This window comes from Streptomyces sp. NPDC002309 (assembly GCF_053593375.1).
Genome location: NZ_JBSFCI010000013.1, coordinates 81942 through 105478 on the forward strand (window position 1 = coordinate 81942; position 23537 = coordinate 105478).

Genomic DNA, 23537 nt, shown 5'->3' on the forward strand with positions numbered 1-23537 from the left:
TCGAGGCCCGCCTGCCCGTTCCGCGGCGGACGTCAGGGGCCGTCGGTCAGGTCCGGTCGTCGAGCAGGTGGGCGAGGTGCGCGCCGAACCGGTTCTCCAGATCGCCCTCGCGCTGCATCCCGCGCGCGAAGAGTGCGGCCACGCGCTGGCGGGTCTCGGGCCAGGTCAGGGCGTCGGCGAAGGCGTCGCGGCCGTCGAGGAGCCTGTCGACGGAGGGCAGGGAGACCTGGTTGACGAGACGCTTGGCCGCCTCGATCGGGCGGCGGTCGAAGGAGGCGATGCGCCGGGCGAGCGTGTCGACGAACGCGTCGAGGTCGCCGTCGGGGAGCGACCGGTTGACCCAGCCGTAGCGCTCGGCGGTGTCGCCGTCGAAGTCGTCCGCGCCGAGGATGATCTCCAGGGCCCGCCCCCGGCCGGTCAGCGGCGGGAGGCGCTCCGTGCCGCCGCCACCGGGGATGACCCCCGCGCCGACCTCGGGCTGTCCGAGGACGGTGTTCTCGCGGGAGGCGAAGCGCATGTCGCAGGCGAGGACGAACTCGCTGCCCACCCCGCGGACCCGGCCGCGGATCTTGGCGATGCTGACCACGGGGGACTTGGTGAGCCGGACCAACGTGTCCGTCGGTACGGCTGTTCCCGTGGGGCCGGTGGTCCTGGCGATGCCCGCCGAGGCGCCGGACATGTCGAAGTGGGCGAGATAGAAGTCGAGGCTGGCGCTCTCGAAGACGACGACGCGCAGACGCGGGTTCTCGTCCATCCGTGCGAGCAGGTCCTGGAGGCCCTGGAAGACGGAGTGGTCGACGACGTTGAGGGGCGGGTTGTCGAACACGACCCGCCAGTAGGCGGGCGTTTCCTCGATGACGCGTACGGTCGCTGATGGCTCGGTCATGTCGTCCCTACCGGATTCTGAAGTAACTGGACTGCGTGGAATGAACTGCGTGGAATGGGCTGAGAGATCCGGAACCGGATCTGGATCGCGAGATCTGCGTCGTGAGATCCGGCTCGTGCGGGCTGGAGTGTCGCGGCGGGCCTCAGAAGGCGCGTCGTGTGCTCGCCGGCTGTGACAGGGCGGCCTTGACGCGCCGCGTTCCCTCGTCGGCGAGGACCTCGAACCGGTCGCCGGCCAGGGCGTCCATGGTCAGTTCGGCCACGCTGTCGGCGCTGATCTTCGGCGAGTCGGTCCAGGCGCTGAGCTCCGTGTCCACGAAACCGGCGTGCACCGCCACCACGAGCGTTCCCCGGGTGTGCAGGGACTGCCGCAGGGCGTCCGTCAACGACCACTGCGCGGCCTTGGACGCCGCGTAACCGGGGAAGGCGGGGTCGCTCGCCCAGGAGGCGAGGGACAGCATGTTGACCAGGGCACCGCCACCGTTGCGGGCCAGGATCGGTGCGAAGGCCCGGGAGACGGCCCAGGTGCCGAAGTAGTTGACGTCCATCGCCTGGCGGGCGCCGTCGAGGGGGCCTTTTAGGAGATGAGCGGCGGCACCGCCGGTTCCCGCGTTGTTGATGACGATGGAGACGTCCCCCGCGGCGGCGGCTGCCGCGGCGACGTCCCTCTCGTCGGTGACGTCGAGGCGCAGCGGGACGACGTCCGGGTCGGTCACGCTCGCCGGGTCGCGGGCGCCGGCGTAGACCTTCGCGGCGCCGTGGCGGACGAGCGCGCGCGTGAAGGCGCGCCCGATGCCGCGGTTGGCACCCGTGACGAGGGCGACGGATCCTGCGATGTCCATGGAGCTCCCTTGGTGTGGGTGGGCGGTGCGCGGTGTTCAGGGGGCGGGCTGCGGCGTACCGCCGGTGCTCTCGCGGTGGAGGGCGTCATGGCCGCCGTCGCTGCTGTCGGCGTCCGGCACGTTCCGGACGCGAGGGGCCTTGCCCGTGAGACCGACTCTAACAGCTGACTTTAATTATGCAAGGGAGATCCCCCTGGTTGTGCAGGGTGGATCTGCCCGAGGCGGTCCGCACGGTCCGTGACGGCTGAATTGCAAGACGAAACTCAGCAGGTACACTGTCCGGTGGACAGTGCGACCGCCGGGTCCATGGGGGACCTGGCGAGAAGTGGGAGGTGCGGCGTGCCGACCGGAAGGCAGTTGCCGGGCTCCGTGGACGACGAGCCCACGTGCTCGATCGAGCGGAGCCTGCAGATTCTCGGGGAGCGGTGGTCCCTGCTCGTGCTCCGGGAGATCTTCAGCGGCAAGCACAAGTTCGCCGAGATCCAGTCGTCCCTCGGTATCGCCTCCAACCTGCTGAGCGCCCGGCTGAAACTGCTGGTCGAGACGGGTGTGCTCGACACGCGGACCTACCGGGACCCTGGCAGCAGGCCGCGCCAGAGCTATCACCTGACGGCGTCCGGGCGGGATCTGTTCGTGGTGCTGGGCGCGCTCCAGCAGTGGGGCGACCGTCACCGGCCGCGTCCGTCGGGCCCCTCCGCGCTGCGGCGGGTGCGTTTCACGGACCGTCCCGTCCACGTCGGGTTCCTCGACGACGAGGGCCGCGAGGTGCCGGCCACGGAGGTCACGATGCTCGCGAACCCGACCGCCGACGTCTGAGCGGAAGCCTCTTCGGAAGCCGCACTCCGGCAGCGGGCGGACTTCGGCGGGGAAGCGTGCGACGCGGTCCCGCGTCGACGCGGCCGGGGCCGCGCCGTCCTCGAGGCGACGCTCAGGTGCGTCGACCCGCGCCGACGGGCGTGGGCCCGCCGGCGGGGAGGTGCGCGGCCACCGGCTCGTCCGCGGTCCCGTTCCCCGCCTGGTGCGCGGGCGCGCGCGGGTCGAGATCGTGGAGGTCGAGGTCGCGCAGGTCGAGATCGGCGAACCCGGGATCGAGCTCTTGGCGGATCTCGTTCCGGGCGGTGGCGGAGAAGGATCTGAACCTGCGCACGAGGGCGGCTGTCTCGGAGACCGCTCGGGGGAGCTTCTCCGGGCCGAGGACGACGACGGCGACGACGAGAAGAGTGAGCATTTCGAGCGGGCCTATGTCGAAGAGCATGTGGCCTCCTGAGCAGTGCGGTCGAGGGGTGGAGCCGGCTCGGAGGCCGTGGTGCGGTCGAGCGGCGGAGCCGGTTCGGCGCCGTCGTACAGGTCCTCGCTCGGGGGCGGTGGGCGCCTGCGGGCGCGGCGGCGGTCGTTGAGCCAGGACACCGCGCAGGCGACCAGGTACAGCGCGGTGATCGGTCCGGCGAGCGCCAGCAGGCTCAGGGGATCGCCGGTGGGGGTGGCGACGGCGGCGAACGCGGTGATGCCCAGGACCATGTGCCGCCACCAGCCGGTCATCCGGCGGGAGCTGAGCAGGCCGGCGGCGTTGAGCATGACCAGGACCAGCGGGAGTTCGAAGGACAGGCCGAACACCACGACCAGCCGGGTCGCGAGGTCCAGGAAGTCGTCGACGGGCAGGATGCTGGTGGCCTGATCGGGGGTGAGCGAGAGCAGTACCCGAGCCGTGGTGGGCAGCAGGGCGTAGGCGAACGCGGCCCCGCCCAGGAAGAGCGGGATCCCCGTCGCGACGAAGGCGAGGCCGTACTTCCTCTCGCGGCGGCGCAGCCCCGGGACGAGGAACGCCCAGAGCTGGTGGAGCCACACGGGACTGGCGCCGATGAGGCCGGCGGTCAGCGACACCTTCAGCGCGAGGCTGACGGGGGCGAGGAGGCCGCTGGTGGCGACGATGCCGCACGTGCCGGGACCGGTCGCGCCGCTCTCGAGGGTGGTGCAGCCGGGCAGGGGCGCGATGACGAACCCGATCAGCTGCTTGTAGAAGAGACCCGCGACGACGGTGGCCACCGTGACGGCGGCGATCGCCGTCATGAGTCGCCTGCGCAGTTCGCTGAGGTGGCCCACGAGGGACATGTGTCCCTCGGCGGGCGGGGATGTGGCTGAGAGCACGGGCGGACCTCGGTTCCTCTCCCGCTGACACCGTCCGGCGTCAGCGCGCGGCGGCATCCTGGACCTGGGGCGTCCCGGCCGTCGTGCCCCGCGATCCGGGTATGGCGTCGAGGTCGTGCGAGGAGGTGAGGTGGCCCGCGAGGTCGGCCCGTACGGGGTCCTGGCCGTGTGCGGAGGCGTCGTCACCGTTGCCGCGCATGGCTTTGGTCTCGCTCTTGAGGATGCGCAGGGACTGCCCGAGCGAGCGCGCCATGTCCGGCAGGCGCTTGGCGCCGAAGAGCAGGATGACGACGACGAGGAGGACCAGGATCTCGGGTGCTCCGAATTTGCCGAACATGAGGGGTACTGCCTTTCGTGGGGGGCGTGGGGGGCTTGTGCGTGGGGGAGGGGGCAAGGGGCGTGAGGCAGGCGCGGGCGGGGGTGATGGCCTGCCCGCGTGCGCCGCGACTAGCGAAGGGTCCGGAAGCCCGAGCGCAGTTCCTCCGTGAAGAGCTTCGGCTGCTCCCAGGCCGCGAAGTGCCCGCCCTTGCGGGGCTTGTTGTAGTGGATGAGACGGGGGTAGGCCTGCTGCGCCCAGCTCTTCGGCGCCTGGAAGTTCTCGTCGGGGAAGGCACTCACGGCGGCCGGGAGGGTCACCCCGTTCGGGACGAGGGTGTACTTGTTCTCCCAGTACAGGCGAGCGGCCGACACCGCGGTGTTGGTGAGCCAGTAGAGGGTGATGTTGTCCAGGATGTCGCTGCGCGTCAGGCCCTCGCGGTGTCCGGCGAAGACCCGGGAGATGAGTTCCAGGCTGCGGCCGTCGTGGTCGAGCATGAAGGCCGCGAGACCGACCGGGGAGTCGGTCAGCCCTGCCAGGGTCTGCGGGCGCGACCCCATGATGCGGGCGTAAGCGAGGTGCTTGTAGGTGAACTGCAGCTGCTCGTACGCGTGCTTCTCGTCGCCGGACAGTCCCGGAGGCACCGGGGCGCCGGTCGCGAGTGCCTTGGCGATCTCGGGCGGAACCACGCCGGGCAGGTTCGTGTGGATGCCGAGCAGGCCCGCGGGCTTGCGCACCGCCATGCGGTCCACGATGAGCGCGCCCCAGTCGCCGCCCTGAGCCACGTACTTCCGGTATCCCAGGCGGTTCATCAGCTCGATCCACGCACCTGCGACGCGGTCGGGGCCCCAGCCGCTCGTGGTCGGCTTGCCCGAGAAGCCGTAGCCCGGCAGCGACGGAATCACCACATGGAAGGCGTCCGCCGCCGTCCCGCCGTGGGCGGTGGGGTTGGTGAGCGGATCGATGATCTTCAGCAACTCGATGATCGAGCCGGGCCAGCCGTGGGTGACGACGACCGGCAGGGCGTTCCTGTGCTTCGAGCGGATGTGGAGGAAGTGGATGTCCAGACCGTCGATCTCGGTGATGAACTGCGGCAGGGCGTTGAGCCGTGCCTCGACCTTGCGCCAGTCGTACTCCGACACCCAGTAGCGCGCGAGTTCCTGCATGGTCGCCAGCGGCACCCCCTGCGTGTGGTCCGGGACGGTCTCGTGCTCGGGCCAGCGGGTGGACACGATGCGCCGGCGCAGCTCGACCAGATCCCTTTCCGGGACACGCACGCGGAAGGGGCGGATGCTGCCGCCCGGCGCCGGACGGTGGCCGGTCGCCGCTCCGGCCGCCTCGGCCGCCTCGGCCGGTGCGGCGGAGAACAGACCGAAGGAGCCCGCCGCCGCGGCGGCCGTCGCGGCGGCGGCGGTGGTGGAGAGGAAGGTCCGTCGGGAGTGCGGCGGAAGGAATTCGGACATGAGGAAGCTCCAAGAGGTGCGTGAATTTCGATGAGGGGGGGCGACCGCCCGGGATGGGTGCCGGTTCCGCCGCCCTCGGCATACGGACAGCATGCCCATCTGACTTTAATTTCGCAAGCCTGCCGCTTTCGACCGAATTGGCATGACTCCAACAGGTAGGCGCGCCGTGCGGTCGCCGGGGCCGAACTCCGCGGACGGGGGCGGGACTTGAGCCGTGCGGCCGACGGGTCGCGCGTCAGGACTCCGCGTCCCTGTCCCCGCGCAGCGTCGTGTGGACCGACCAGATCGCCGACACGAACGGCACCGCCACCACGGCCCCCACCACGCCCGCCGCGATCGCCCCCGCGACGACCGAGACGGCCACCACCAGCGGGTGCAGCCGGACTGCCCAGGCCATGACGAGGGGGGTGAAAGCTGCTACATATTTTCTAGTCATTCGTAGTCGTTCCTGGTCGTGTGTCTCGCATATTTTGGTGTTGTGAAGCTTTCGGAGTGGGCCCGTCAGCAGGGCGTGAGCTACCAGACCGCCTGGCGGTGGGTGAAGGACGGGAAGATGCCCGTTCCCGTTCGCCAGGCGCCGTCCGGGACGTGGTTGGTCGACGAGGTCGCCGTCGAGTCGTCCGGGCGTGTGGTGGCGTACTGCCGTGTGTCGTCCGTTGACCAGAAAGCCGATCTTGAGCGGCAGGCCGCCCGGGTCGTGTCCGGCGCGAACGGGCTGGGCCTGGCCGTCGCTGAGGTCGTCACCGAGGTGGGTTCCGGGTTGAACGGGCGGCGTCGCGAGCTGCACCGGCTGCTGTCCGACCCGCGGGCGGCGGTGATCGTGGTCGAGCACCGCGACCGGCTGGCCCGGTTCGGCATCGAGCACCTGGAGGCCGCGCTGTCGGCGTCCGGGCGGCGCCTGGTCGTCCTCGACCCCACCGAGACCGCCGATGACCTGGTGCGCGACATCACCGAGGTGCTCACCTCCCTGTGCGCGCGCCTGTACGGTCGCGGCGTGGGGAAGGACCGGGCCGCCCGCGCGGTGGCCGTGGCGACCGGCGAGGCCGCCGAGTGAAGAAGTTCCAGCCGCAGCCCGGGTTCGTGGTGCAGGCGTATCGCTTCGCACTGGACCCGAACACCACCCAGGAGCATGCTCTGCGTTCGCACTGCGGCGCGGCGCGTGCCGCCTACAACTGGGCCGTCGGCTGGGTGACCGCCTCCTGGTGGCAGCGCCGCGCGGAGGAGTCCTACGGCATCGGCGAGGCCGGGCTGACGCAGTGGCGGCCGTGGTCGCTGCCCGCGCTGCGGAAGGCTGACGGTGGCCCGACTGCAGGAAGAACACCGAGCAGAAGAGGCCCAACGCCACGGTGGTGAGGATCGACACCAGCTTCTTCGCGTTGCTCAGCGCCGTGCTGACCAGGTCGGAACGGTGGCTCGCGATGAACTCCGTCACCTTGTCCTGGATGTTGAGCGCCCTCACGTCCAGGCGGAACGGTGGACGGCCCAGCCAGTCCTCGATCCGTTCGACGCCGTCCCGGAACTCGCGTACCAGCGTCGTGCTCTCTCCGGCCACCGCCTCGCTCACCAGCACGAGCACCCCCAGCGCCAGGACCGCGCTCCCGACGAGGGCCGAGGCGACGGCGAGCGGACGCGGCATCACCCGGTCCAGCAGGTCGACGAGGGGACGCAGGAGGGCGGTGACGACCAGGCCGAGGAAGACGGCGACGCCGATCTCGTGGAACTGTCCCAGCACCGCGAAGGCCGCGTACACGACGGCGCCGACGGCGAGCAGGCGCCACGCGTAGGCGGCGGTCCTGCGCAGGAGCGGGTACACCGAGGGCGAACTGCCTGGCTGCATGAGCATGCGCTTCCCGCTGCCGCCTCCGGGCACCACGCCCTCGCCGCACGTTCGCCCGACGGGTCCAAGGAGAGGGGTGACGGCGTGAACACCGTCCTCCCCGGCCCTCGCCCCGGCGCGCCGCAGCTCTGGGGCGGCGGGGAAACCGTTCGGCGATCGGGCGGTGAGCGGCGGGCGGTGAGCGGCGAGCGCCGGGTCCCGGTCGGCGGCCACGGAGCCGTGTGACGGCGACCGGTGACGAACGGTCATGGTCCGGTCACATCCGCCGCTCGGTGCGGTCATGGGGCGCTGTGAGCATCGTGCGGGTCCCCGCGACGGACCCGGGGAGAAGGAGAGGCCCACACCGTGTCAGCGCTGCTCGTGCCGCCCCGCCGCCATCACCGTGAACGGAATCCGCACCTCCCTCTGGGACCTGTCACCGCGGAGGCGTACCGCGCCTTCCTCGCGTCCCCCGCCGGTTCGGCGCTCGGCGCCGGTTTTCTGCAGTGCCCGTCCTGGGCCGGCGTCAAGGACGGCTGGAGCGCGCAGCTGGTCGGCTGGGGACCCGCTCCGCAGGCCGGACGGCTGACGGGCGTCGCGCTGGTGCTGCTCCGACAGTTCCCCGGCACCCGCAAGTTCTTCGCCTACCTTCCCGAAGGCCCCGTCGCCGACTGGCGCGACCCGGACCTCGACGGCTGGCTGGACCCGCTGCTGGAGCACCTGCGCCGCTCGGGCGCCTTCGCCGTACGCATCGGACCCTCGCCCGCGTACCGCCGCTGGGACGCCGCCCTCCTCAAGTCGCACACCGGCCCGGGCCGGCGCCTGGCCGACGTCCTTCCCCGTGAGGTCGACCCGCTCGGCACCGCCGTCGCCGACCGGCTGCGCGCCCGGGGCTGGCGTCGCCGCGGTGACGACGGCACCGGGGACCACGGCGACGCCCAGCCCCGCCATGTCTTCCAGGTGCCGCTCGCCGGACGCACCGCCGAGGACCTGTGGTCCGGGCTCAGCCAGGCGTGGCGCCGGGGCGTCCGCCGCGCCCGGAAGGAGGGCGTGGAGGTGGTGGTGGGCAGCGCCGCAGAGCTTCCCGAGTTCTACCGGCTGCTGCGCGTCACCGAGGAGCGCGACGGCTTCCGGCTCGGCCGCTCCCTCGCCTACTACGAGCGTCAGTACACCATGCTCAACGCGGAGGAGCCGGGCCGGATGAAGCTCTACCTCGCCCGGCACCGTGGGGAGATACTCGCCGCCCACACGATGATCACGGTGGGCCGCAGGGTCTGGTACCAGACCGGTGCCTCCGCCGACCACCGCCGCGAGGTCCGGCCCTCCCACGCCCTGCAGTGGCGCATGTTGCTGGACGCCCACGCCGTCGGCGCCGCCGTGTACGACATGCGCGGGGTACCCTCCACTCTCGACCCCGACGAACGTGCGTACGGACTGCTGCGGTGGAAGCTCGGTACCGGCGGACAGGTCGTCGAGACGTCGGGGGAATGGGAGAGACCTTTGGGCGGCACCGCCAACCAGACGCTTCACCGCGCCTTCCAGGCGTACCTGAACCGCCGATGAGGCGGACGACACCCGCGGCCACGGGACCGGACGGCGGCGGTCCCGGCCCGGACGACGCCGCGAGAGCCCCGCACAACGGCGCGGACGTCACCGTGCCCCGCGCCCGGCACGGCAAGCGGTCCACCGCAGGCGCAGGCGCAGAGGCAGGCGCGGAGAAAGAGGCAGAGGCAGGCGCAGGCAATGGCGCGGTCTCGGGCGAAGTCGCCGATTCCGGCAGGCCCGTCCCGCACACCCCCGGTGACCCGCCCGAGGCGCCCTCCGCGGCGCGCAGCAGCGCCGTCATGGCCGCCGGGTCCCTGGTGTCCAGGGCCACCGGATTCGCCCGGTCCGCCGTGGTCGCCGCCGCGCTCGGCACGATCGGGCCGACCGCCGACGGTTACGCGGTCGGCAACTCCCTGCCCACCATCGTCTACATGCTGCTCCTGGGCGGCGCCCTGAACGCCGTCTTCGTACCGGAGTTGGTCAAGGCCGCCAAGGAGCACGCCGACGGTGGCGCCGCGTACACCGACCGGCTCGTCACCATCTGCGTCGCCGCCCTGCTGGCCATCACCGCCGCCGCGGTCTGGGCGGCCCCCGCGATCGTCGGCCTGTACACCGACTACACCGGCGAACAGGCGGCGATGACGGCCGCGTTCGCCCGCTACTGCCTGCCCCAGATCTTCTTCCTCGGGTTGTTCACCCTGCTCGGCCAAGTGCTCAACGCGCGCGGGCGGTTCGGCGCGATGATGTGGGCGCCGGTCCTCAACAACCTCGTCGTCATGGCCGTCTTCGGACTGTATCTGGCGCTCGCGACGGGCGGCGGCGGCACACTCACCGCGACCGAGACCGCGGTGCTCGGCTGGGGTACGACCGCGGGCATCGCCGTGCAGGCGCTCGCCCTGGTGCCCGCCCTGCGCTCCGCCCGCTTCCGCTGGCGGCCCCGCTTCGACTGGCGCGGCAGCGGACTGACCCGCCCGCTGCGGGCGGCCGGCTGGCTCGTGCTGCTCGTCCTGGCCAACCAGGCCGCCTACTGGGTCACGACCCGGCTCGCCACGGACGCGGGCGTCGACGGCGGCCCCGGATTCAGCGCCTACAACAACGCCTACGCCCTGTGGGCCGTACCGCACGGCATCATCACGGTCTCCCTGGTGACGGCGCTCCTGCCCCGGATGAGCGCCGCGGCGGCCGACGGCGACACCGCGGCCGTACGACGCGACGTCTCGCACGCCCTGCGCGCCTCGGCGTCCGCCGTCGTACCCGCCGCCTGCATGCTGTTCGCGCTCGCCCAGCCGGTGATGGCCCTCGTCTTCGGGTACGGCAGGACCAGCGCCGGCGACACGGCCGCCATGGCCTGGATCCTCATGGCCTTCGCGCCCGGACTCGTCGCCATGTCCGGCCAGTACGTCCTGTCGCGCACCTTCTACGCGCTCTCCGACACCCGCACGCCCTTCCTGCTCAACCTGGTGATCGTCGCCGTCAACGCGGGTCTGTCCCTGGCAGCCGCCGGGCTGCTGCCGGCCCGTTGGGCCGTGACGGGGATGGCGGCGGCGTACTCGGTGGCGCTGTGCGCCGGCTGGGCGGTGACGGCCGGGGTGCTCAGCCGCCGGCTCGCCGTCGCCCGGCCGCTGCGGTCGTCGGCCGCCGGAGCGCACGTACGGCTGCTGCTCGCCGCCGTGCCCGCCACCGTGCTGGGTCACCTCGCGGCCACCGGCGCCGCGGGGGCGGGGGCCCTGGCCGCGACGGCCGCCGGCGCCGCGGCCGTCGCGCTCACCTTCGTCCTGCTCGCCCGGCCGCTGCGCCTCACCGAGCTCGACGCCCTGCTCTCCGGCGCACGCCGGCGAGTCACCCGGTCCTGACCACCACCGAGGGAGACTGCCGATGCCCCGCGTGCTCCTCATCGAGGACGACCCTTCCGTGCGTGAAGGGGTCGAACTCGGTCTGCGCCGCCGCGGCCACGAGGTACGGGCGGCGGCGACCGGTGAGGCCGGCCTCGCCGCGCTCGTCGAATTCCGCCCCGATCTGCTGTTGCTGGACCTGATGCTGCCCGGCATGAACGGCGTGCAGGTCTGCCGCAGGGTCCGCGAGCGCAGCCAGTTGCCGATCATCATGCTCACCGCGCGCGGCGACGACTTCGACGTGGTCATCGGCCTGGAGGCCGGTGCCGACGACTACATCGTCAAACCCGCCCGCACCGAGGTCATCGAGGCCCGCATCCGCGCCGTGCTGCGCCGCATCGAGGACGCGAGCCCGGGCCGTCCGTCCATCGAGGTCTACGGCGAACTGGCCATCGACCGGACCGGGCTGACCGTCACCAAGGCCGGCGAGCGGCTGCCGCTCGCCCCCTCCGAGCTGAAGCTCCTGCTGTACCTCTCCTCCGCCCCGGAGCAGGTGTTCAGCAGACAGCAACTGCTGGAGCACGTCTGGGAGCACAGCTTCCACGCCGACGCTCGCCTGGTCGACGCCTGCGTCAGACGCCTCCGCAGCAAGATCGAGGACGAGGACGGCACCCCCCGCTACGTCCAGACCCTGCGGGGTTTCGGTTACCGCTTCGGGCCGCTGTGATCACCGGGACCAGCCGAGGGCGACCGCGCCTGCGAAAGGGCCGACCCGAGACCGGGGCGAGTGCCCCGCCCTCCGACGGCCACGTGCGGCGCATGTGGTCCCGGGCGTTCGGGCTGCGGGCGCGGCTGGTGCTGTCCTTCCTGCTGGTCGCCGCCGTCAGTGCCGGGACCACCGCCGCGCTCACCTACCGCGAGGCCCGCAGCGCCCTGCTGCGGACCGCCCAGGACACCGCGGTGTCGTCGTTCCGCGACCAGGTCCAGCAGACGGGCTGGGGACTGCCCCTGCGGCGGGAGGGGATGGAGGAAGTCCTGCGCGACCTCGCCCGCAAGGGCAAACCGCGTCCCTGGGTGGTCTTCGCCGAGTACGGCTCGATCCGCGCCTCCTCCGGCGAGAGCCCCGTCTCCACCGTCGTCACGCCCGAACTGCGCCGCGCCGCGCACGCCAACCCCAACGGCGCCTTCGAACGGGTCGTCAAGGACGGCGTCCCCTACCTCACCATCGCCATGCCCACCGTGTTCAGGGCGAGCCCCGACAGCGTGCTGCCCAGTGGGCTCGTCCTGTACGCCGTCATGCGGATGACCGACGAGCAGGTGGGCGTCGAGGCGCTGCTCACCGCCGCCCGGGACGGCGCCCTGCCCGGTCTCGCCGTCGCCCTGATACCCGGCCTGATCGCCGCGGGCAGCGTGCTGCGCCCCGTACGCGATCTGCGCCGGGCCGCCCGGAGCATGGGCAGCGGCCGGCTCGACACCCGCATCCAGGTGCGGGGCAACGACGAACTGGCCGATCTGGCACACACCTTCAACGAGTCGGCGGGCCAACTGGAGCGCTCCGTGCGCGAACTGCGCGAGGCCGAGGCACGCGCCCGCCGCTTCGCCTCGGACGTCTCCCACGAACTGCGCACCCCGCTCGCCGGCATGCTCGCCGTCACCGATGTCCTGGACGAGGACGCCGCCGGGCTGGACGCCGACACCGCCCGAGCGGTCCGGCTGGTCAGCACCGAGACCGGAAAGCTCGCCGTGCTCGTCGAGGACCTCATGGAGATCTCCCGCTTCGACGCCCGCGCCGCCGAACTGAACGCGGACGAGGTCGACGTCGCGGAGACCATCCGCAAGACGCTGCAGAGCCGGCGCTGGACCGACGGCCGGGTCCGCACCGAACTCCCCGACGGCATCCGCGCCCGGCTCGACCCGCGCCGCTTCGACGTCGTCGTCGCCAACCTCGTCGGCAACGCGCTGCGCCACGGAGGCGCGCCGGTCACGGTACGGCTGCGCGGCGAGGCGCGTTCCGAGGGCCCGCCCGTGCTGATCACCGAAGTCACCGACAGCGGACCGGGTATCCGGCCGGAGGCGCTCCCGCACATCTTCGACCGCTTCTACAAGGCCGACGCGGCCCGTACCCGCTCGGCGGGCAGCGGCCTGGGACTGGCGATCACGCTGGAGAACGTCAGGCTGCACGGCGGGACGATCCGCGTGGGGAACCTCCCCGGCGGCGGTGCCGTCTTCACCGTCGAGATGCCGCACCACGCGGAGGAGGCCGGCGGATGAGGCGGGCGCGCACGCGCCGATGCGCGGCGGCCGTCGCCGTGCCGGCGGCCGCGCTGCTGCTCGGTGCCTGCGGCATCCAGGACACCGATGTCATCGAGGCGGGCAGTCCCGCCACCGTCGAGGCGTTCGTGGACCGCGACCGCGACATGCTGCTCTTCTTCCGTTCGCCCGGCGGGGAGGTGCTTCCCGTGGTCCGGACGGTGGGGTCGTCCAGCGGTTTCGGTCCGGAGTACGAGGACCCCGCCGCCGTGCCCGTGGCTCCGGAGAAGACGGTGACCGCGCTGCTCGACGGTCCCGGGGACGAGGACCGGGCGGCAGGGCTCGGCACCTCACTTCCCCGGGCGGCCCCCGGCGGGAGGGTCACGGTCGAGTTCTCGCGGGGCGGCGGGGCCGACGCCGAGGTGCCCATCGCCCTGGGGGCACTGGACGGCACCGCGCTGCGCCAGTTGATCTGCACGATCGCCTACAGCGGGGACGCCGACGGTCGGGTCACCGTGCGGGTGAGGGGGCGGGACGCCGTGTCGAGGACGGGCACATGCGGCCTCGGGCGCGGGAGAACACCATGAACGCGACATCCGAGGCCGGGAGAGGGCGTGGAGCCGCGTCGAGGGGGTGGGCATCGCTCCCTGACGGGGTCCGGGGCCCGGCTGCCGCGTGTGCCGACGCCGGCCGCCACACGCGGCGGTCCGGTCAGAAGGTCAGCTTCCAGCTGTCGATGTAGCCGGTGTCCTGCGAGGCGACGTCCTGCACCCGCAGCCGCCAGGTGCCGTTCGCCGTCTCACTGGACGCGTTGACGGTGTACGTGGCGATGACGTTGTCCGCGGAGTCCGAACTGCTGGAGTTCTTCAGCCGGTAGGCGGTGCCGTCCGGTGCCAGCAGGTCGACCACGAGGTCACCGCGCCAGGTGTGCTTGATGTCGACCCCGACCTGGAGCGCCGCCGGCGCGTTGCCCGTGCGGCCGGCGACCGTGACGGCGGAGGTCACCGCGGCCCCGTTGTCCGGGACGGCGACGTCGGCGGTGTTCTCGTACGACTCACCGGGCGGCAGTGGCTCCGCTGTTCCCAGGGTCCATATCGCGTGGGCGAGGGCGTCGCTGTTGCGGTCGAGCGCCGTGTCGTTGATGTTCGTGCTGGAGTCGCAGGAGGAGTGGTAGCACCGGTCGAACGCCTGGCCCGAGGTGCCGCCCCACTTGGCCGCCTGCGCCGCCGTCTTCGTACGGCTGGCGCCGGTGAACAGACCGCCGACGGGTATGCCGACGTTCTTGAAGGACGCGTGGTCGGAGCGGCCGTCGCCCTCCGTCTCGATCTCGGTGGGCACGCCGATGCCCGTGTACCAGTCCTTGAAGACCTTCTCGATCGCCGGGTCGTCGTCGTAGACGAAGTAGCCCGGGTTCGGGGAGCCGACCATGTCGAGGTTGATGTAGCCGGAGACCTTGGCGCGCTCCGCGGCCGGCAGGTTGTTCACGTAGTACCTGCTGCCGATCAGCCCCAGCTCCTCGGCTCCCCACCAGGCGAACCGCAGGTGCTTGGTCGGCTGGAGCTGGGCGCGGGAGACCGCGAGGGCCGTCTCCAGCACGGCCGCGGACCCGGAGCCGTTGTCGTTGATCCCGGCGCCGGAGGAGACCGAGTCGAGGTGCGCGCCGGCCATGAGGACCTGGTTCGGGTCGCCGCCCGGCCAGTCGGCGATCAGGTTGTACCCGGTGCTCCCGGACTGGGTGAACTGCTGGATCGCGGTGGTGAATCCGGCGGCGTCGAGCTTGGCCTTCACATAGTCGAGCGAGGCCCGGTAGCCGGGGCGGCCGTGGGCCCGGTTGCCGCCGTTGGCGGTGGCGATCGACTGGAACTGCGTGAGGTGCGCCTTGACGCCTGCGAGCGGGATGTCCGGTGCCGCCAGGGCCCCGGCGCCCGTGCTGCCCGCCCCGGTCCGGTCGGGTGTGGCCGAGGTCGCGGGCGAGGCGGCGAGGAGTCCCGCCACGGCCGCGAGGGCCACGGCGGCCAGACGTCCGGGGGTGGTCGTGGGCAGGCTGGATCTCGGATGTGTCATGTGGGGAGCCGCACTTTCTCGTCGATGGGGGGTTCGAGCGATGCCTGGATCGGTGGTGCCAGAGCTGTGCGGGTGCTGTGTGCGCCTGATGCTCAGTCAGATGTTGATGTCCTGTCAAGAGCTGTATCCGGTCACGGCCGTCCGCTCAGCGGACGGCCGGGCCGGCTCCCCGGTACCGGGCGGCCCGCTGGGCGTCCCCGCGACGAACGGGTCCGGCGCGCCGGGTCGAAACGGTTGTCGCGAGGCACCCCCCGGGCGACGATGTCCCCCAGCGCATCGCCCCGCGGGAGGTTACGTTGACCGATCCCTGGGTCGCCCTGGAGCCGGGGGCCGACCCCGCCGAGCGTGTACGGGTACTGCACCGGGCCCATGAGATCTTCACCGAGGCCGGGACGGTGCCCCGGCCGGTGCGGGGCGTGGTGGCCGACTCCTGGCGGCGGTCGGCGCGGGCGGGCGTCCGTCCCGACGGCACCGCCGACATCGAACTGACGGACAACGACCTCGGCGTCCATCGCGCCGAGCATCCGCTGGCCCTCGTGATGCCGCTCTTCCGGGAGTTGATGGGCACGTTCGCTTCCGACGGCCGGCATCTCCTCGCCGTGTGCGACGCGCACGGCAGGCTGCTGTGGGTCGAGGGCCACACCTCGACGCTGCGGCAGGCGGGACGGATGAACTTCGTCCCCGGAGCCCGGTGGGCGGAGGACGCGGTCGGAACGAACGCGCCCGGCACGGCCGTTGCCGTCGACCGCCCCGTACAGGTCTTCGCCGCCGAGCACTTCGCCCGGCGCGTCCAGCCCTGGACCTGCGCCGCCGCACCCGTGCACGACCCGCGCACGGGCCGTGTGCTGGGGGCGGTGGACATCACCGGCGGGGACGGCCTCGCCCACCCCCACAGCCTCGGCTTCGTCCAGGCCGTGGCACGCGCGGCGGAGTCCCAACTGGCGCTGCTCGCACCCCGCCTGCCCGAGTCCTGCGCACTCGAACTGACCGCGCTCGGCCGCGACCAGGCGCTTCTGACGGCGGACGGCCGCAAGCTGCGCCTGAGCCGCCGGCACAGCGAGCTCCTCGTCCTGCTGTCCCGTCACCCCGGCGGACTGACCGGCGACGAGCTGCTGTGCGCCCTGTACGAGGACGAGTCGGTGACACCGGTGACGCTCCGCGCGGAACTGGCCCGGCTGCGCCGGCTGCTCGGCCCCGGACTGCTCGCCTCGCGCCCGTACCGGCTCACCGCCCCCGTCGCGTCCGATGTCGCCGTCGTGGAACGCCGGCTGGCCGCCGGTGCGGTCACCGGCGCCCTGACCGCCTACGCCGGCCCGCTGCTCCCCACGTCCGAGGCCCCGGAGGTCGTACGGCTCAGGCGCCGGCTCGCCGACGGTCTGCGCGCCGCGCTGATCGCCCGCCGGGATCCCGACCTGCTGGCCGACTGGGCGCACGCGTCGTGGGGCGAGGACGACCTGGACGTGTGGCGCTCGCTGGCCACGGCCCGGCCGACGGCCGCGAACCGGGCCCGACTGGCCGCCCTGGAGTCGGAACTGGCGGCGCCGGTCACCCGGGTGCTCCCGTAGCGACGGCCCGGGTCCACGGCCGGCCGCGCGCCGCCGCAACGTGGATGCAACGTCCGCCTCCCTACCCTCCGTCGCAGAGCTGCCCGACGGCGGGCAGCGCTGCTGAGGGAGGTCAGTTCCGCATGACCCGTTACGCGGCGCCCGGGAGCGAGGGCGCGATCGTCTCCTACCAGCCCCGCTACGACCACTTCATCGGCGGCGAGTACGTGCCCCCGGTCAAGGGGCGGTACTTCGAGAACCCCAGTCCGGTCAACGGCCTGCCCTTCACCGAGGTGGCCCGCGGCACCGCCGAGGACGTCGAGGCGGCCCTCGACGCGGCGCACGCCGCCGCACCCGGCTGGGGGCGCAGGTCGGCGACCGAGCGCTCCGACATCCTGCTGAGGATCGCCGATCGGATGGAGGCGAATCTGGAGCGGCTGGCCGTCGCGGAGAGCTGGGAGAACGGCAAGCCGGTACGCGAGACCCTGGCCGCCGACATCCCGCTGGCCATCGACCACTTCCGCTACTTCGCCGGCGCGGTGCGCGCCCAGGAGGGCTCCCTCAGCGAGGTCGACGAGGACACGATCGCCTACCACTTCCACGAGCCGCTGGGCGTCGTCGCCCAGATCATCCCGTGGAACTTCCCCATCCTGATGGCGACCTGGAAGCTCGCGCCGGCCCTGGCCGCGGGCAACGCCGTCGTCCTCAAGCCCGCCGAACAGACCCCGGTCTCCATCCACTACTGGCTGAGCCTCGTCTCCGACCTGCTGCCGCCGGGTGTGCTGAACATCGTCAACGGCTTCGGCCCCGAGGCCGGAAAGCCGCTCGCCTCCAGCCCGCGGGTGGCCAAGGTCGCCTTCACCGGCGAGACGTCCACGGGCCGTCTGATCCTGCAGTACGCGGCGGAGAACCTGAAGCCGGTCACGCTGGAGCTGGGCGGCAAGTCGCCGAACATCTTCTTCGACGACGTCTGGGACAAGGACGACGAGCTGCGCGACAAGGCCCTCGAAGGGTTCACGATGTTCGCGCTGAACCAGGGTGAGGTGTGCACCTGCCCGTCCCGCGGCCTGATCCAGCGCGGCAACTACCCCGACTTCCTGGCCGCGGCCGTCGCCCGCACCGAACTGATCAAGCCCGGGCATCCGCTGGACACCGACACGATGATCGGCGCCCAGGCGTCCAGCGAGCAGCTGGACAAGATCCTGTCCTACATCGACATCGGCAGGAAGGAGGGCGCGAAGGTCCTCACGGGCGGCGAACGCGCCGACTACGACGGCGACTTGAAGGGCGGCTACTACGTACAGCCGACGATCTTCGAGGGCGACAACCGTATGCGGGTCTTCCAGGAGGAGATCTTCGGCCCGGTCGTCTCGGTGGCGTCCTTCGCCGACTTCGACGACGCGATCAAGATCGCCAACGACACGTCGTACGGGCTCGGCGCGGGAGTGTGGACCCGCGACATCAACATGGCCTACCGCGCGGGCCGCGCCATCCAGGCGGGCCGCGTCTGGACGAACTGCTACCACGCCTACCCCGCACACGCGGCCTTCGGCGGCTACAAGCAGTCCGGGATCGGCCGCGAGACGCACAAGATGATGCTGGACCACTACCAGCAGACGAAGAACCTGCTGGTGTCGTACTCGCCGCAGAAGCTGGGCTTCTTCTAGGCGCGGGAACCGGGCGCCTGACCGGGCGGATGCCCGGCGGGCGCCCTTTCCGTGGCGTGGGACGCCCCCGGGCCTGCGGCCCACTGGGCAGGTGGTGTTCACGGAATCCTTATGCGGTCCTGATGCCGCCTTGATCTTTGTGCCCGCTGCCGGGCGCGGGCCGGTGTTAGAGTCGCATTCTTAACACGCAATTTCGCCGCAGCGAGAATGCGATGCGGGCGCTTGACGCCGGGGGATCTCGGGGGAACAAGACGAATTCCATGCGCATCGCGCACGGCATACGGAGAGCTCAGTGAGAAATGGCGTTCACGCGATGACGTCATGTGTGCATGAAGCATTTGAGCTGCAGGCACAGCGAATTCCGGACCGCACTGCCGTGGTGGCCGGTGATATCAGGCTCAGTTACGCGGAAGTCGACCGCATGGCGAACGGCATCGCCGAGCGGTTGCGCGCCTCGGGAGTGAGCCGCGGCGATCGTGTCGGCCTGTGCGTCAAGCGCGACATGTGGTTGATACCCGCCATCCTCGGGGTGTTGAAGACCGGTGCCGCCTATGTGCCGCTCGATCCGGCCTACCCCGCGGAGCGCATCAGGTTCATCACCGAGGACGCCTCGCTCTCGACGGTCCTCACCTCCGCGGACACGGCGCATGTGCTGCCGGCCGCTGTCAGGTCCCTGGCCGTGGAGGACACCCGGCCGGCCGACGGCTCCGGGACCGACTTCGATCAGCACGGCACCGTGTACGTCATCTACACCTCCGGCTCCACCGGGACGCCGAAGGGCGTGGTCGTCGAGCACCACAGCCTCCAGAACCTGGTCCGCTGGTTCGTGGACGACCTCTCCGAGGACGAACTGGGCGGTGTACTGGCGACATCGTCGGTGTGCTTCGACTCGTCGGCCATCGAGATGTTCGTCCCCCTGGCCGCCGGGGGAACCCTGATCCTGGCGGAGAACGTCTTCGCCGTGGCGACGCTCCCGGCCCGCTCCGAGGTGACCGTGGTCATCGCCGCGGCGTCCGGCCTGTCGGCCATGGTGCGCGACACCCTGCCGCCGAACGTGCGAAGCGTCTACACCGGCGGGGAGTTGGTCACCCGAGCCCTGTGCGACCGGGTCTACGCGCACCCCCAGGTCCGCCGTCTGCTCAATGGATACGGCCCCACCGAGTGCACCGTGTGCTGCACGATGGCCCTGGTGGACCGGCACGGCGACGACAACCCCCCGATCGGTCAGGCCATCGCCGGAGCCGAACTATCCGTCCGCTCCCCGGACGGTGACGTCCTGCCGGACGGGGAGACCGGCGAGCTGTGGATCGCCGGACCGGTCGTCGCCCGTGGATACCTCGACCGCCCGGAACTGACCGCCGAACGGTTCGGCTCGTTCGGTTACCGCACGGGCGACCTGGTGCGACGGCAGGGCGACACCCACTACTTCGTCGGACGCGCCGACGAGCAGGTGAAGGTGGGCGGTGTCCGGGTGGAGCCGGGTGAGGCCGAAGCCGCGCTGGCCGCCCACCCCGGTGTCCGGCACGCCATCGTCCTGGCCACCGGGGGCCGGCTCGTCGGATACGCCGAGTCGGACTCGGCGACCGAGACGGAGCTGCGCGCCTGGCTCACCGACCGGTTGCCACAGCACTCCGTCCCCTGGCGGATCGCGGTGCTGCCCCGCCTCCCCGTCCACCCCACCGGCAAGGTCGACCGCGGGGCACTGCCCGCCGTCACCGCGGGCCGCCGGCCGGACGCCCCGTACACGGCGCCGCGCGACGACACCGAGCAACTCGTCGCGGACGTCATCGCCGAGGTCCTGGGCATCGACCAGGTCGGTGTCGACGACCGCTTCGCCGACCTCGGCGGACACTCGCTGGCCGCCGGCCAGGTCGTCAGCGAACTCGGACGACGGCGCAGGACCCCGGTGCCGTTCGCGACGTTCCTGAACCACCCCACCGTGGCGTCCTTCGCGCGGGCACTCGACACCGTCGCCCCCGAACCGCGCCTGCGCCGCTCGCCCGGCCTGACCCGCTACCCGCTCACCGCCATGCAGCGGGAGTTCTGGCTGCTGCGCCAACTCGCCCCGGACCACCCCGTCACCACGTTGACGATGCGCGTCCACGTCAGCGGCCCGGTCGGCGGACCGGCGGTGCGAGAGGCGCTGGACGCCATCGTGAGACGCCACGAGGTGCTGCGCAGCACCGTGCGGTCCGACACCGAGCCGTACCTGGTGGTCGGCGCGCCGGTGCCCGCCCCGTTCATCGAGGCCGACCTGCGCGCACTGCCGGCCGACGAGCAGCAGCGGCGGCTCGACGTGCTGGACCGGGACACGGCGACGCACACGTTCGATCTGGGCGCCGGAACTCCGCTGCTGCGGGCCGCGTTCGCCCGCACGGCCGATGACGCGGGCGAACTCTTCGTGGCCGTGGACCACTTCGCGTTCGACGGCGCCTCCGTCTCCGTCTTCCTGCGCGAACTCGCGGGAGAACTCGCCGGCGACCCGGTGGACGAGCTTCCCCTGCAAGTGGGCGACATAGCACTGCACGAGCAGGAACTCGACGACGACCCGTCGCGCCGGGACCGGTTGAACGCCTTCTGGCGGACCGCCCTGGAAGGTGCCGTCATCCCCGACGACCTGCCCGGCGGTCCGCAGGCGCCGGGGTGGGACACGGAACGGGTGACCCACACGCTGGAACTACCCCTGGTGACCCGGCTGGGCCGCTTCGCGGCGGACACCGGGACCACGCCGTTCGCCGGATACCTGGCCGCGCTGGGACTGGTGACCGGCGGCCTCGGCGGGCACGACGACATCGTGATCGGCGCGGCCGCCGCCCGCCGGCACCGGCCCGGCACCGAGCGGCTGCTGGGCCCCCTGGTGGACACGCTGCCGCTGCGGCTGCGCCTGAACGGCGAACTCACCTTCAGGGACCTGGTGCGGCACTGCGCCACGACCACCGTCGCCGCTCTCGCCCACCAGGAGCTTCCCGCCCGGGCACTGATCGACCATCTGCCGGCCCACCGCGTGGCCGGCGCGTCGCGCACTCCGGTCGTCATCACCATGCTGCCGCTCGACGAGCCGGCGACGCTGTCCAGCGGACCGTTCCGCCTCGACCTGCGTTCCGACCGGGGCAGCGGCGCCGCGGCGAACGAACTCTCGGTCCTCATCTGCCGGACGTCCACCGCTCACGAACTCCATGTCGAGTACGCCACCGACCGTTTCACACGGCCGGACGCGGAGGCCTTCGCCGAGCGCATGCTGAGGATCCTGCGGACCGGGCTCGCCGACCCCGATCTGCCGCTGTCCGGCCTCGAACTGGTCACCCGGCAGGAGCGTGACACCGTGCTGGCGCTCGCCGAAGGGCCCGCGCTGCCGGAGTCCATGCCGGCGACGGTGGTGGAGGCCGTCCTCGCCGCTGCCGGCACCCGGCCCTGGGCCGTCGCCGTTACGGGACCCGAGGACTCCCTCACCTACGCCGAACTGGCCGACCTCTCCGGCCGGGCGGCCTCAGGCCTGCTCGACGCCGGAGTGCGACCCGGTGACGTGGTCGGCGTGAGCCTGCCCCGCGACCACCTGCTTCCCGCGGCTCTGCTGGCCGTGTGGCGGGCCGGGGCGGCCTATCTGCCGCTGGACCCCGACCACCCGCCGGAGCGGCTCACCCGGCTGGCGGCGGACGGCGGCGCCCGGGCGGTACTGGTACGGGGGCCGGCTCCGGCCGGACTGCCGACGCCGCTGGACATCGACGAGTTGTCGGCGCACGGCGTCCGGCGCGCCCTGCCCGAGGCGGACCCCGACGGGCTCGCCTACGTCCTGTACACCTCGGGTTCGAGTGGCCGGCCCAAGGGCGTCGAGGTCACGCACGCCAACCTGGCCGCGTGTGTCGCGGGATTCCGTGTCACGCCCGGCGTGGGGCCGGCCGACTCGATGGCGGCGGTGGCGCCCCTGTCCTTCGACATCTCGGCCCAGGAGATCTGGACGCCGCTGGCGGCCGGGGGCCGCTGTGTCGTCGTCGAGCGGGCCTGCGCGACGGACGGATACGCCCTGGCCGAGCGGATCACGGCCAGTGGCGTCACCCTGGTGGACCTGACCCCGACGACGATGCGCATGCTGCTCGCCGCCGACTGGCCGGGCGACCCGGATCTGAGGGTCGTCACCGGCGGCGAGGTACTGGACGCGGGGCTCGCCCGCACACTGCTGAGCAAGGTCGGTCGCCTCTGGAACGCCTACGGGCCGACCGAGGCGACCATCACCACCACCGTCCACCAGGTGACCGAGGCGGCCGGTGACCCGGTCGCGATCGGCCGCCCGGTGGCAGGCGCGCGCTGCTACGTCGTGGATCCGCTCGGCCGACTGCTGCCGCCGGGAGTGACGGGCGAGTTGTGGGTGGCCGGCAGCGGGGTGGCGCGCGGATACCGCGAGCTGTCGTCGTCGGCGTTCGCGGCCGATCCCTTCGTACCCGGCGAGCGGTGCTACCGCACCGGAGACAAGGTCCGCCTGCGCGGTGACGGGACGCTGGAGTACCGCGGCCGGCGCGACGAGCAGCTGAAGGTGCGCGGGTACCGTATCGAGCCGGGCGAGGTGGAGGCCGCGCTCCGGGCCGACGCGCAGGTGGACGACGCCGCGGTGGCGGTGTCCGGCTCCGGCGGCGATGCCCACCTGGTCGGCTACCTGGTGCCCGACGGTATCGACGCCGCGGCCGTCCAGGCACGGCTTCGCCTACGGCTGCCCGACCACATGGTTCCCGCCCGATGGGTGCGCCTGGCGGCGTTGCCGACCCTGCCCAGCGGAAAGGTCGACCGTGCGGCGCTCCCGCAGCCGACGGAGGACTCCGGGCGTGCGCAGGTGCCGCCCAGCGGAGAAGCCGAACAGCTCGTCGCCGCCGTATGGGCAACGGTGCTGGGGGTTTCCCCCGTCTGGTCGGACGACCACTTCTTCGCGCTGGGCGGCCACTCCCTCGCCGCCACGCGTGTCGTCGGACGGCTGCGGGAGGCCCTGCGGGTCCCGGTGGCGGTGCAGTTGCTGTTCGACCGCCCCGTCCTCGCCGACTTCGCTGCCGCTCTCGAACGGCTGCTGCTCGACGAACTGAAGGACCGGCCTCAGGAGGTCGGCGCCTGACGCGTCGTCCGCCGCGGTGTGGTGCCGGGACCGCCCAGGGCGTCCCGGCACCCACGCATGAAGGAGCACCCGG

19 protein-coding genes and 1 pseudogene are annotated in these 23537 nt (G+C 72.3%); 11 read left to right on the forward strand and 9 right to left on the reverse strand.

Annotated elements, in window-relative coordinates; genetic code table 11:
* Positions 1–46: 46 nt before the first annotated feature.
* The gene (locus ACWCPM_RS13710) at positions 47–886 is read right to left on the reverse strand and encodes an enoyl-CoA hydratase/isomerase family protein (protein WP_450976336.1); all 840 of its coding nucleotides are present in this window, start codon (positions 884–886) and stop codon (positions 47–49) included.
* Between the two features lie 142 nt (positions 887–1028).
* Positions 1029–1727, reverse strand: coding sequence for an SDR family oxidoreductase (locus tag ACWCPM_RS13715; protein WP_450976337.1), 699 nt, complete (start codon positions 1725–1727; stop codon positions 1029–1031).
* Between the two features lie 339 nt (positions 1728–2066).
* On the opposite strand from ACWCPM_RS13715, the gene ACWCPM_RS13720 reads away from it, so the two are divergent.
* A complete protein-coding gene (locus tag ACWCPM_RS13720) occupies positions 2067–2543 on the forward strand; it encodes a winged helix-turn-helix transcriptional regulator (protein WP_450976338.1) in 477 nt (158 codons plus the stop codon).
* Between the two features lie 112 nt (positions 2544–2655).
* Here the strand turns inward: ACWCPM_RS13720 and tatB are convergent, their stop codons facing one another.
* From tatB to ACWCPM_RS13745, 5 genes are all read right to left on the reverse strand, one after another.
* Positions 2656–2982, reverse strand: coding sequence for a Sec-independent protein translocase protein TatB (gene tatB, locus ACWCPM_RS13725; protein ID WP_450976339.1), 327 nt, complete (start codon positions 2980–2982; stop codon positions 2656–2658).
* Positions 2967–3872, reverse strand: coding sequence for a twin-arginine translocase subunit TatC (gene tatC, locus ACWCPM_RS13730; protein WP_450976340.1), 906 nt, complete (start codon positions 3870–3872; stop codon positions 2967–2969). Before tatC ends, tatB begins: the two co-directional genes overlap by 16 nt.
* Before the next feature lie 40 nt (positions 3873–3912).
* Complete coding sequence (gene tatA, locus ACWCPM_RS13735) at positions 3913–4209, reverse strand: Sec-independent protein translocase subunit TatA (protein ID WP_450976341.1); 297 nt, start codon at positions 4207–4209, stop codon at positions 3913–3915.
* Between the two features lie 110 nt (positions 4210–4319).
* The gene (locus ACWCPM_RS13740; RefSeq protein ID WP_450976342.1) at positions 4320–5651 is read right to left on the reverse strand and encodes an epoxide hydrolase family protein; all 1332 of its coding nucleotides are present in this window, start codon (positions 5649–5651) and stop codon (positions 4320–4322) included.
* Between the two features lie 235 nt (positions 5652–5886).
* Positions 5887–6048, reverse strand: coding sequence for a hypothetical protein (locus ACWCPM_RS13745; protein ID WP_450976391.1), 162 nt, complete (start codon positions 6046–6048; stop codon positions 5887–5889).
* Between the two features lie 81 nt (positions 6049–6129).
* Here ACWCPM_RS13745 and ACWCPM_RS13750 point away from each other — a divergent pair, with 81 nt between their 5' ends.
* Positions 6130–6705, forward strand: a complete 576-nt coding sequence (locus tag ACWCPM_RS13750) for an IS607 family transposase (RefSeq protein ID WP_450976343.1) — start codon at positions 6130–6132, stop codon at positions 6703–6705.
* A 29-nt stretch (positions 6706–6734) separates the two neighbouring features.
* Positions 6735–7004 carry a helix-turn-helix domain-containing protein gene (locus ACWCPM_RS13755; RefSeq protein ID WP_450976389.1) on the forward strand — a complete coding sequence of 90 codons (270 nt, stop codon included), beginning with the start codon at positions 6735–6737 and terminating at the stop codon, positions 7002–7004.
* Here the strand turns inward: ACWCPM_RS13755 and ACWCPM_RS13760 are convergent.
* Positions 6994–7770, reverse strand: a pseudogene (locus ACWCPM_RS13760) (AI-2E family transporter); the annotation flags it as partial. The gene ACWCPM_RS13755 and the pseudogene ACWCPM_RS13760 overlap by 11 nt on opposite strands.
* A gap of 63 nt (positions 7771–7833) precedes the next feature.
* Between ACWCPM_RS13760 and ACWCPM_RS13765 the strand changes: the two are divergent.
* The 5 genes from ACWCPM_RS13765 (at position 7834) to ACWCPM_RS13785 (ending at position 13681) form a co-directional block, all read left to right on the forward strand.
* A complete protein-coding gene (locus ACWCPM_RS13765; protein WP_450976344.1) occupies positions 7834–9030 on the forward strand; it encodes a lipid II:glycine glycyltransferase FemX in 1197 nt (398 codons plus the stop codon).
* Positions 8955–10865: a murein biosynthesis integral membrane protein MurJ gene (gene murJ / locus ACWCPM_RS13770; protein ID WP_450976345.1), complete on the forward strand. Its 1911-nt coding sequence runs from the start codon at positions 8955–8957 to the stop codon at positions 10863–10865. The genes ACWCPM_RS13765 and murJ overlap by 76 nt, the downstream gene beginning before the upstream one ends.
* Positions 10866–10887: 22 nt before the next feature.
* Complete coding sequence (locus ACWCPM_RS13775; RefSeq protein ID WP_450976346.1) at positions 10888–11571, forward strand: response regulator; 684 nt, start codon at positions 10888–10890, stop codon at positions 11569–11571.
* Positions 11572–11663: 92 nt separating this feature from the next.
* Entirely contained in the window at positions 11664–13115 is a 1452-nt protein-coding gene (locus ACWCPM_RS13780; RefSeq protein WP_450976347.1) for an ATP-binding protein, read from the forward strand.
* A complete protein-coding gene (locus tag ACWCPM_RS13785) occupies positions 13112–13681 on the forward strand; it encodes a hypothetical protein (protein ID WP_450976348.1) in 570 nt (189 codons plus the stop codon). Before ACWCPM_RS13780 ends, ACWCPM_RS13785 begins: the two co-directional genes overlap by 4 nt.
* A 124-nt stretch (positions 13682–13805) precedes the next feature.
* Here ACWCPM_RS13785 and ACWCPM_RS13790 read toward each other — a convergent pair whose 3' ends face one another.
* Positions 13806–15158 carry a M28 family metallopeptidase gene (locus tag ACWCPM_RS13790; protein ID WP_450976349.1) on the reverse strand — a complete coding sequence of 451 codons (1353 nt, stop codon included), beginning with the start codon at positions 15156–15158 and terminating at the stop codon, positions 13806–13808.
* A gap of 296 nt (positions 15159–15454) precedes the next feature.
* Here ACWCPM_RS13790 and ACWCPM_RS13795 point away from each other — a divergent pair, with 296 nt between their 5' ends.
* From ACWCPM_RS13795 to ACWCPM_RS13805, 3 genes are all read left to right on the forward strand, one after another.
* Positions 15455–16723: a GAF domain-containing protein gene (locus tag ACWCPM_RS13795; protein WP_450976350.1), complete on the forward strand. Its 1269-nt coding sequence runs from the start codon at positions 15455–15457 to the stop codon at positions 16721–16723.
* Positions 16724–16845: 122 nt separating this feature from the next.
* Positions 16846–18369: an acetaldehyde dehydrogenase ExaC gene (exaC, locus tag ACWCPM_RS13800; protein ID WP_450976351.1), complete on the forward strand. Its 1524-nt coding sequence runs from the start codon at positions 16846–16848 to the stop codon at positions 18367–18369.
* A 313-nt stretch (positions 18370–18682) separates the two neighbouring features.
* Positions 18683–23464 carry an amino acid adenylation domain-containing protein gene (locus ACWCPM_RS13805; RefSeq protein ID WP_450976352.1) on the forward strand — a complete coding sequence of 1594 codons (4782 nt, stop codon included), beginning with the start codon at positions 18683–18685 and terminating at the stop codon, positions 23462–23464.
* Positions 23465–23537 lie beyond the last annotated feature (73 nt).